We start from the raw sequence: 10,330 nt of genomic DNA on the forward strand, positions 1-10,330 counted from the left end.
ACCTGCAGATTACTGCCGAAGTGAAAGCGTTGTTTTAAGCCAGTGGTTTTCTGTCAAGAAGTCCATAAATCCCCCGCGTTCTTGCTGAGATGCCCGGCGTTCCCGGAGTTGCCACAAACGCCATGAGCAAACGAGAGCCTGAACGAAGGGGATTGCGGCTAAAGACAAGAGGGCTAACACCAGGGCTAACGTTTTGGCCAGTAACAACGGCGTGTAGATATTACTAGTCAGGACGACCAGCATGACACTGATGATGAGAAATGCCGGTACCGCCGACAGTGCCAGGCAAAGTTGTTTGCGCCGGTGAAAGCGTTTTATCAATACCGTCGTCGACACTCCGCTGGCTGCAACGGCATCGTCAAAGTCCAGCACGGGCTCCCTCAGTTTTTGCTCCAGTTGATAAGACGGTGAGAGGTGCCGTGCTCGTTTAAGGTGGTTAATCAGCGAGGGGCCGATTTTCGTGGCGGTATATCGCAATTCTGAGAGTGGCAAAAAAATGTTGGCGGTGTAATACGCCCCCTTACCAACACGACGGCCCCAATGTGGAGCTGTTTTCTCATTTTTTTCAGTCATGACGGGCTGCTCCTGCACTGACTTCACGCATTTTTGCTTGCAACTGCGGACGATAGTTTTCTGTTGCTGAGATAGATAGCTGTTGGCCCTGCAAAATATTGTTTTTCTGCAGTTGCTGCTTTATCCCCAGTAATAACCAATTCTGCAGTGATTGGATCCGTATAGATTCACGCGCTAAATTATCTCCATCCATTGCCTGCAGGTCAGTTTGGTAGTCCGTATTAGCATAGCGTCTCCCTACTTCGAACTGTTCAAACTCACGTTCGGACATCATGCCGCTACGTTGCGCTTCCTCCGATGCCGTGCGCCCAAAATACGCCGCTGCAGACGGGGTCTGCAGCGTTTCTTTCAACACATCTCGGGTAGCTTCGTTAGGCTGACTGGCGGCGACCATGGCCAACATGGGTTCGCGTGCTGCAGAATTCACCGATTCATATTGTGTCATTATCCCTACGTACTGCTGACCTGATGTCGTTTTGACTTCACCTTTCCCCAACTGCTTACCTGCAGTCGCAGGCGCACTGTTGAGGGTATAGGCCATCGCTGCATCGGTTTGCTGTTGGTTGAAGGTCAAGTCCGGGGCTTTCCCTTCCTGACCAGCACCATCCAACAAGGCTGTCAGTCTCTTGTCCCCACCCGGTAAATCGGAGATGCCTTTGCATAAGGCTGTTCCACCGTATGCCGCAAAATCCGTGGCATCACAGTAGTCGGCATGTATTGCGGCCGTTCGGAATTGTGTCTGCTCCGGTGGAGGGGTCGGTGAGGTAACACCCTGACGAATGGCACTGTTACTGATCCCACTGCCGCTGGACAAGGCTCCCTGGCGAGCCCGGGCACCGCTTTGCACCTGAGCGGCCATGCCTGAACCGGATTCGGTGCAGATGCTGTCAGGAACGCTGTAGGTACGACGGGCTTGTTCCAATCGTTCGGTCTGCCGGGCGAATATGTCCTGATCCCGCTGTGCCTGGGCTGCCTGTTCAATCTGTGCGGCAACTTTGCCACCGTTCTGGTTGATAGCGGCACCGACCTGGTGCTGGGTACCGGCGATTTCTGACAGTGTACCGTTTATGGTCCCAAGTGCCGGCGCCACCTGCGTTTCGACTGGCAGGCTGCTCATGACTTCAACGGGATAGGCTACTGCTTTGCCTGGCAGATATGCAGCTAGCACCAGTACGGTCAGCAGGCTGAGTTGACAGGGATGTTGACGAGTCCAAAACATGACTAGCTCCAAATGTGTAGGGCGACTGAGGCGGCAAGGGTCCAGAACAGCGCGGTATAAATAGTGATGTGGGTGATGGGATAGTGAAAAAATGATTGTTTAAAACGAGGCCAAAACGTTGTCACATACATATTTTCTCCTTAAGCCGCAGTTCCCTGGATATAGCCGGCTTGGGCGATGAGTTCATTTGCCAGCTGACGAATGGCGCCACCTTCATCGTCGTTGCCGGCACGTTTTTTCAACATCTTGATATGGTTTTCTGCAGAGCCACCGGGAAAAGCATTAGCCAGCAGCCGCCGTGCGGTTTTGCCATCCAGCGCGTCATACAACATATTGCGTAATGCTCTGTTTGCCGGTGTGGAGTTCAAAGCCCAGAGACGCAGAGGGCCGACGGTATTTTTCAACAGCTGTGCAACGTTGCCATTGGTGGTTTGGAACACGGCAAGGAAGGTGACACCACTGCCATCTGGTGCCGGGCCTTTGGTTGTGTTCAGGAGTTTCAATAATGTGGCACGCGGGACTTTGAAGGTGTTTTGCAGGATGTCGAAGTCCCGAGTACGTACCCGAAGTAAATAGAGCGAGTTCGCCGAGTCCAGTATGGTTTGAGGGTAATCGTCCAGGTACTGCGATGCGAAGACAGTACGGACACCAAACTTGCGTTTCTCCCTATCCTCCGTTTGTAAGGCGGACCAGAGTGCATCAATACCTTTGATGTTATGCAGCTCATCAATGAAGATGAGTTTGATCTCCTGATCCAACTGCTCGATGCGCTTACGGTGCAGTTGGACGTAGCGTGGATCCAATTTGGCATACAGTTCTGTCTGTATCTGCGGCAGATAGAAGTCAGTGCCACCTGCTAAATGGCGAGCAAATTGGTACATGATACCGGTGCGAATTTTTCCTTCAGGCGAATCATTACCGGCCACGTTATTGACATCGACTATCCTGATGCGAGTGTTAGGGCTGACGGTAAATCGTGTGCGACCGGAAATCAGTGGATAATCAAACAGCGCCTGAGTCAGGCAACGCGATACGTAACTGAGTAATGTTTCATCCGATCCCGGGCGGTTGACCATGCCGAACGCCGTTCGCAACTCTTCACTGTTGAGGGCGCCCTGGAGATCATTCAGCTCGGGAACCGCCTGTGCCTGAGCAAGAGAGGCTTCATAGACATGACCATGTTCAAATAACATGTCACGAACTTCGTACCATGTGGCCAACTCCCACCATTGCGTGTCGTGCTGAGAGATACAGCCGCTGTTTTTGAGCGCCGCATCCACTTCCGGAACCAGGGTCGGGCCATATCGCACGGGTTCGGTATCGCTGTTTTTGCGAAACACCAGGTCGACGGCGCGGGACAGGATCTGTTTGCATGACGTTGCATCCGGGGCGAGGCCCGTCTGTGGATCGATGCACAGGCTGGTCAATAATCTCAGCAAGTAATCACGCTCAGTGCTGATCGGGTATTTCAGACCTAATTGAATATCAAATGGGTTGCGGCAATGGTCTGCGACGTTTTGCAGAATGATGCTGATGATCTTGTCTTTCTGGTCAACGGGAAGGCTGTCATGAACCAAGTCGTAAAAGCCCTGGGCAGTAAACCCCTTGTCTATAAAGGCCATAAACGGCAGATCGCTGTTGCCATTGGTTATCGCATCCAGATGCAGGCTGTTGGCCAACAAGGATTTTCCTGAACCTGGAGCGCCAGCCAATAACTCGGTATGTTTTTCCTGGAGCGCACTGGCTAACCCAATCGGATAGGGCTTTCCATCAACCGTCTGGTGTATGGAGTTGCCCTCATTGCCCCACGGACTGGCAGGGCGCTGCAGAGGCATCAGCTTGATGCCTTCGGATAACGGAGGGAACATCAGATTTGGTGCACTGTAGCTGGATGCCAGTGGCAAAGTATTTATCCAGGCTCTGATTGGATCACCAAAGGTTCGGGTAACGGAGGTGACGCCCCAGGCCTGAATCGATTTTTGTAGAAGCGTCAGGTTGCGCTTCAACCGGCTTTTATCAGCATCCCAGGTACTGGCTGTGATGCTCATCATGCACACCGGTTCTTTTTTATCTTGCTTCACCAACCAGGATACCGATTTGTAGATATCACGGAGAGACGGTACGAAAGCGACAAAAGACAGCAGGTTCTGTTTGTTGTTGAGATGAGCACCACCGCCGGGCATCAGATCCAGACGCAAGCGCCAGGGGATTTGCCGGGGAACCTTTTTGAACAATTGGCTGAACGGTTCTGGCCGCTGTGGTGCCAGCGTCATTGCGAGCTGGCCATGGAACAATCCGTCAACTTCAATCAAATTACCGTGGGGTGTTACCTCTGTATCGCAATACTGAAAATTGAGGTGAGGGGCCAATGCACCACTGATATCGTCATCGCGCAATTTTCCATGTGGGATCACCCGGTCACCAGGAAGCAGGGGTTGCCAACTTTCATCTGTACTGAGGCGTTCGATTTCGTCGCGCAGGATATGCCCTGCTTCGTGAGCGTCCAGTAGGCGAACCATCACTCCCTCGTTACCATTAGTGAGGTCGTTGGCCAACTTGTCGATAAAGGCATCGTGTCGGAGTTTCAGTCCCTCAAACTCAGCAAACACAGGATTTTGACCGAATCGCGCCTCCGGTACATCTTTAAACTGTTGCTCCTGGCGGTGTGTTTCTTCTTTACGTTCCGCTGCGGGCAGGGAGGAAATTGCCGTGTAAACCGTCAGCCATACACGCTCACGGGCAACATAGGGGGACATTTTGGTGATTTGCTCATCGACCAGATCATCAAGTGTTAACCCGAGTTTGTGATAGGCCTGCCGCTGAGGCTCCACCAATCGGGTAATTTCTTCTTTTCCGCGACTAGGATCCCGCTCGAAAACAATACTGATTTTATGGCCCAGAGTCTTAAAGTCGCCTGTTAGTGCATCCCGAAGTTTCAACACAAAACGCAGGTAGCTGTCGGCTTCGGGTTGTTCGTTCGGTGTCTTAGGCACGTTTTCACTAAATTCTCGAAATGCGCCAAGGACTTCAAAACAACTGGCGTAATCATTGTTGTGGGTGACATGGATGTAAGGTGCGTCCAGCGACGGGTGACGAATTTTATCGTCGGGCGTCATGCCAATGACGGTGCGCAGGTCACAATACTGCGCGAAATCTCTGCCCAGGGTATAGCGTGAGAAGAAGGCAAATGCGTCTTCGATTTTATCAATAATCATGGTCAACTCCGGGCTTTGTAATCACGGTACAGGTGTAACCACCAGGTGGTGCCAGCATCCAAACCCGTGGTGGCTAGTCGGCCGACAAGGCGGCCAGGGTGCAGCGCTAACGCCAGGTGACGGCAGCGTGATAGAAGAAGACTTCGGCGATCGGTGGGTAATTGTTTAAGTGCATCGCCGAATGCCTGTGGATGTGTGGTTCCCCATGCTTGTTGTACCGGTTTGTCGTGTGACGTCAGCCAATCCAGCAAGGCTTTGGCATCCCGACGGTAGTCTTCGTCCTCCGAGCTCAGTGCCTGGGCAATGGCCCGCTGCAGGTGATTGACATCTTCGGGTCGTAGCGTCGGTAGGTAGATCATCACGCCGGCTTCCGCAGTGACGGTATCGAGCTGTTGCCACGCCTGGCACAGCGGATCAGCGACACTGAGATTGTCAGGGGCTGTATTCAACGGGTTGTTGTCACGGAAAATTGCCGTGTTCTTAAGCGACTCATAACCGCAGAATTCGCAGCAGTGTCCACTCTGGCGTGCGGTCACATCTAGAATTTCTTGCTGTTTAGCCGATCGAGAAAACCCAGCGACACGCTGGGAAATAGAAAAAACCAACATATGAACTCCAGGGCAGGAGGGAGCAGTGGTGGCGAAGGGCGAGCGTCAACGAAATGGCCAGCCTTTTGGACTGGCCATCGGGTGTTAAATGCCTACTGGGTTAAGGGTCATCTGTTTCTGGCTACGGCTGGCCATCTGATCGAGTGCAATAAAGCATGCGCCAGCGACCAACAGGACCAGAATGTGCCCAACTTTAATTTGAGGGTTGTTTTTCTTAGTGGCCATCAGACCAATTGCTCCGGCAATACATCCAAGTCCGATGACCATTGAGGCATTGACGATCGGTTCTTTAAGCGAGTAAATCCCATCAAGCCACCCTTTGATCATACCGGCGATGTCATCGTCAGCATGAGCCAGAGGGGTAAGAAACCACGCCAGTCCCCCGGCAATGGCACGGGCATAATACCGGCGTACTGTATCGGCCATGAGGGCACCTTTAATTGCGATGAACAGGGGAATATCTTTCAGGGAGTGACGAGCTTTCATTATTACCTCTATGTTTTACCAATGAATATTTAGTGTGTTTTGTAGGGCATCGAGTACCCGGGGACTGACTGCGAGCATTGTGCCGACAATGATTCGTTTAACGCCGCTTGAAACATCCTCACCGGCGCTGAGTCCGGTGTGGCCGTCCTTCTGTGAGCGTCGCAACCGGAGCAAACCTTGCAACGCATAAATAACGCCCACCCACTGCAGCAAAGTCAGACCGGCGTTAATGGCGACCGCTGCCGGGCCATATTTGCCCTCTGACACATAAGCAATAGCGCCAAAGGTGACATTGCCCAGCGCCATCTGCTGCGAGGTGGCGTTCATGACCTGGTGCAGTGCGATGATGCAGCCGCACACTAATACGACGGACAGGATTTTCCCTGCGCCATCCTGTACCTGGCCGCGCCTGGCTTTGCTGGCAATGTTTCCAAAGTGCAACGCCAACATGACCAGACCGCCAACGGCACCCAGCGCGAGAACCAGTTGGATCCCGACAGCGGTCACGTTATTGACGGCATTGGCCAGCATTTGGACCAAATCCATAGTTCTCCCTACCGGATAACACCGGCGGTGGTGATCACTTGGCGTTGTGTGGTGTCAATACTCTGAACGGTGGCATTACCAATGCGGTCACCGGGACGTAGCGCCCAGGTACTGCCTTGGTAATTAACCCATGCTAGCCCTGGGTAAAGGCTTGCGATCGTTGAACCACGAAGGGAATGGGTTTTTGTGCTGGCCCGAAGGCCATGATTGGCTGAGCGAGCCACGGTTGTAGGTTGCGGGGTAACCATTGCGGACGATGGGCGCTGTGTCAGCGCATTAACCTGGCGTTCCAGTACGCGTATTCTCTCATCGAGTGCCTTGATTCCTTCCCGGTTGTTCTCACTGAATACGCGGTTGTTCTCGATAGCGTGCTGTGTTGCTTCTGTAACAATGGCATGCCCGGTGGGTTCCGGGGTTGGCATTGCTGCCGACGTTGGCTGATCCCGAGTGGCGGGGGCAGCTGGAGAGGATGTTACCGGTGTCGGAACGGACGGACTCACCACCTCCTGGGCCGTAAACTGTGGCGGGGCACCACTGTCATGTGGGTTGTTGCGCATCACACCGAACATCACGATCCCGATGAGACTCAACGCCATTATTCCTGCCTGAATCGGTGTCACCTTGATACCGAGCGGCAATGTAATGAGCTTTTGTTTTATGGGCTCACTGACGATGGGCGTTTCTGGGATATCGGTATCTTCCGCCAATGGCTCTGGTGGGGGGGTATCAAGATCAAAATGGGACTTGGACATTACTGTTCTCCTGCGTTACGCGGTGTAACTACTGCGCTTTTATTGACTCTGTCGCTCTCATACACCCCTTTCATAAATTGGATGGCCACGATTTGGTTTTTGAACACTTTGACCTGCTTGACCGGGAGGCGAGAGGCATCATTAGTCATCACCTTGCCGGCATTGGCTCCCAGGCCGCCGACAATGGTGCCGGCCACAGCTGAACCGCTGACCTTGCCGGTACCGCCGGAAATCGTCCCTGCATTGGTGGACAGTATTTGGGTGTTCTGTTGCTTGTAGAGATCTCCCAGGCCGCCGACGCTCGAGGCAAGGGCTGGCACAAAAATGCGGCTGATGTAGCGGTTGCTAACATCACTTGCTACCGCCGATTGCAACGTGTCGTCCTGCAGGGCGTAAGCGTCTACCTGGTAATCAGCGCCGTTAAGCGTCATGCGGGTAAAGTGGATCACGACACCATCGCCAGCCAACTGAACACCCTGAGCGGTGAAACTGGCACCCGCCAGCACGCCTGCAGGAATATGCGCGAGAACGATGGAGTTGAGGTTGTCAGAATCCACAGCGCTGTCGATTACACCAGGGCGACGGGTATTTGGCGGTACGACCACGATGTCTGCCCGGGTTTTGGCTTGTGCCTCCAGACTGGCGGGGGTTACCGTTGGTGCATTCCCAGGCAGACTTTGAGTCCAGTTCCCGAACGAACCGCCTGCGGATGTGTCAGTCGGTTGGTTTGTACCTTGTTGGTTCTGAGCTCCCTGACCAAAGGCGCTGGCCAACTGCATATTCCCGGGCTTCCAGCGATCGTTGAGTGTTTTCAAATAACCCTTCAACGCCGCTTTTTGGTCTTCGGCAATACCGCCATTTTGTGGATTGCTGCCTTGCTGAGTATCAACTGGTGTCGTATTCAGGCTGACCGGCAGTGGTGCTGGTGCCGGCATTTCTGCATTGATGTCACTCATTCGCAATGACGCTACAAAACTGGTTCCACCATTGTCAGCCGTTTTATAGCCGATGGTGTTGGCCTCGCTTTGCAGCCGCTGGTACTGGACGGTTTCGGTGCTGTTGCGAGGCGCATTATTGGCGACCCGATTGAGTTTGTACTGCGATGGGGTTGGTTCGGGCCGGTTTAGGTACCCCCATCCTAGGTAGACACCTGCACCGATAATTACGACGGCACCTACTATGACCATGGCGGTCTTTTTCCCGTCGCTGGCGGCATCTTTTTCAATAGCCATGGTTTTACTCCAGGTTGATGTTCAGAGTGGCATTACGCCCTTGAACGGAGAAAACGACTTCCGGGGTCACCGGCAACTTCCAGATGTGGGTACCGTCAGCGGCAGAGGAGGTCTCAACAAAGGCATCCCGTAGCTCACTGCGAGACCGGATATATAGGTCATCACCTATCTGCCAGACGTTGGTCATCGGGACATTGCCACTGGTTTTCAACCGTTTGGCTTCTTTGGGTGGGGTACCATCAAGGAAGGCTTGCAGCGTGGGGTTATCCAGACTGATTTTCTCTCTGGCGATCGGCAATGGTTTGGCTGCAGGCCCGCGCATGGGGATCCGCAGGTTAAGGCTGCTGTCAGTTATCTGAGCTTTGTCCGCGTTATCCGGCTCACCACTGGATAACGCAATGACCACCGGTACTGGCAAGCCTTGCAAGTAAACCGTGACGCTGCCGGAGTCATAGGCACGCCTTGCCTGTACGGACATCACTGCGCTGTTTGGAATGAACTGAATATAGAAACCGCTTTCGTTGCCGTTCACCGGGGGGGCCGCGATATTCCAGGGGGCGCCGGTTTCATCGGTGAATGATACGGTGCTTGGGAAGTTTGGCAGGGCTCGCAGCATGGGTAACGATGCTCCAGGTGACAGATTCACGGTCAGTGAACTGACTCGCGGGACGGCAGTCACCGGGGAGCGGCTCTCACTGCGCTGCAGCTGATCGAATGTGCTACGCAGATGTGTTACATCGTCCGGGGAAAGCGGGGCCATTTGGCCTTCGGCATAAGTCAGTGCCGGTGAGGGCAACGGTGTATTCCCAGCCGGTGGTAAAGGGGCATTCGGAGCTGGCTCGGGAGTTGACTGTACTGGTACCGGGTTGTTTTGAGCAGCATTCGCCGCCGGGGCATTGCCCATCGTCTGGGCTGGTTGCCAAGCGTTCGGTGCCGGGGCAACATCGACGGTAGTGGCGGCAAAAGTGTTGGCCGCAGTCAGTAATAACAGACCGGCAAAAGGGGTTTTCATGACTATTGAGCCTCATAGGTAATGAGCTGGGACACTTCCATGCCGGTGTTTTTCAACCGGGGATCGGTACGTTGAATCAGCAGTGACACAACAAAACTTTGTTCGGGCAGTGACGACGTTTGGCCCGTCATCTTGAATTTTGTGGGGTACTGGATTTTCCAGGCATAAACACCGTTCTCCAGCGTCCCCTTGCTGACGATGACGCCCGGAGAGGTCATAACGGACATGTTCATTTTCTTGTCTTTAACGGCCGTGAGGACGTTAGACGTCGTCAACGCGGTGTAGTAACTGCGAAATCCTTCATCGGAAAAACGCGGAAGCAGGTTATTCATCTGCGTTCGGTAATTGACAAAGTCGAGCGTGAAGGCTTCACGTATCACACGGTTACCAAAGTCGGTCACATCGGCATCGCTGTACGCGGGCTGGTCTGTTGGCGTGAGGGGAATGACGCGACCATCCTGCGTGGCGAAATACTTCACCGGCGGATGCAAAACGGCATAGATCAACACACCAATAATCAACAAGCAGAGGGTGATGGAGGCGCTTTGCCACACATTGGTGGTCAATGACTTGCGGGTGAAGTAAACATTCAGTTGGTTGGCCTGATGCTGCGCGACGGCGGCGTCATAGGGACCAGGTAACTCCGGTGAAGGAGAGACAGGCTGTTTTTTTTGCATGGCGTTATCC

10 protein-coding genes are annotated in these 10,330 nt (G+C 53.5%); all 10 read right to left on the minus strand.

What is annotated here, in order from left to right:
• Positions 1–9: 9 nt before the first annotated feature.
• The gene (gene traX / locus SERS4_RS25910) at positions 10–573 is read right to left on the minus strand and encodes a conjugal transfer protein TraX (protein WP_017891134.1); all 564 of its coding nucleotides are present in this window, start codon (positions 571–573) and stop codon (positions 10–12) included.
• On the minus strand, positions 566–1,792 hold the full coding sequence (gene traW / locus SERS4_RS0100610) for a conjugal transfer protein TraW (protein WP_017891135.1): 1,227 nt from the start codon (positions 1,790–1,792) through the stop codon (positions 566–568). The genes traX and traW overlap by 8 nt, the downstream gene beginning before the upstream one ends.
• A 140-nt stretch (positions 1,793–1,932) precedes the next feature.
• Positions 1,933–5,007 carry a hypothetical protein gene (locus SERS4_RS0100615; RefSeq protein WP_017891136.1) on the minus strand — a complete coding sequence of 1,025 codons (3,075 nt, stop codon included), beginning with the start codon at positions 5,005–5,007 and terminating at the stop codon, positions 1,933–1,935.
• 2 nt (positions 5,008–5,009) lie between these two features.
• Positions 5,010–5,456: a TraT conjugal transfer protein gene (locus SERS4_RS25915; protein WP_129935357.1), complete on the minus strand. Its 447-nt coding sequence runs from the start codon at positions 5,454–5,456 to the stop codon at positions 5,010–5,012.
• A gap of 243 nt (positions 5,457–5,699) precedes the next feature.
• A complete protein-coding gene (locus tag SERS4_RS0100625; protein WP_017891138.1) occupies positions 5,700–6,101 on the minus strand; it encodes a DUF6750 family protein in 402 nt (133 codons plus the stop codon).
• A gap of 15 nt (positions 6,102–6,116) precedes the next feature.
• On the minus strand, positions 6,117–6,647 hold the full coding sequence (gene traQ, locus SERS4_RS0100630; RefSeq protein WP_010895872.1) for a conjugal transfer protein TraQ: 531 nt from the start codon (positions 6,645–6,647) through the stop codon (positions 6,117–6,119).
• Between the two features lie 8 nt (positions 6,648–6,655).
• Positions 6,656–7,399, minus strand: coding sequence for a hypothetical protein (locus SERS4_RS0100635; RefSeq protein ID WP_017891139.1), 744 nt, complete (start codon positions 7,397–7,399; stop codon positions 6,656–6,658).
• Positions 7,399–8,631 (minus strand): conjugal transfer protein TraO, encoded by a 1,233-nt coding sequence (traO, locus tag SERS4_RS0100640; protein WP_017891140.1) that lies wholly within the window; start codon positions 8,629–8,631, stop codon positions 7,399–7,401. Before traO ends, SERS4_RS0100635 begins: the two co-directional genes overlap by 1 nt.
• A 4-nt stretch (positions 8,632–8,635) precedes the next feature.
• Entirely contained in the window at positions 8,636–9,643 is a 1,008-nt protein-coding gene (locus SERS4_RS0100645) for a DotH/IcmK family type IV secretion protein (RefSeq protein WP_017891141.1), read from the minus strand.
• A 2-nt stretch (positions 9,644–9,645) separates the two neighbouring features.
• Positions 9,646–10,330, minus strand: a 685-nt coding sequence (locus SERS4_RS0100650) for a DotI/IcmL/TraM family protein (RefSeq protein ID WP_017891142.1), incomplete at its 5' end; no start/stop codon positions are given.

Origin of the sequence: Serratia sp. S4 (assembly GCF_000347995.1) — a bacterium.
GTDB lineage: Bacteria > Pseudomonadota > Gammaproteobacteria > Enterobacterales > Enterobacteriaceae > Serratia > Serratia quinivorans.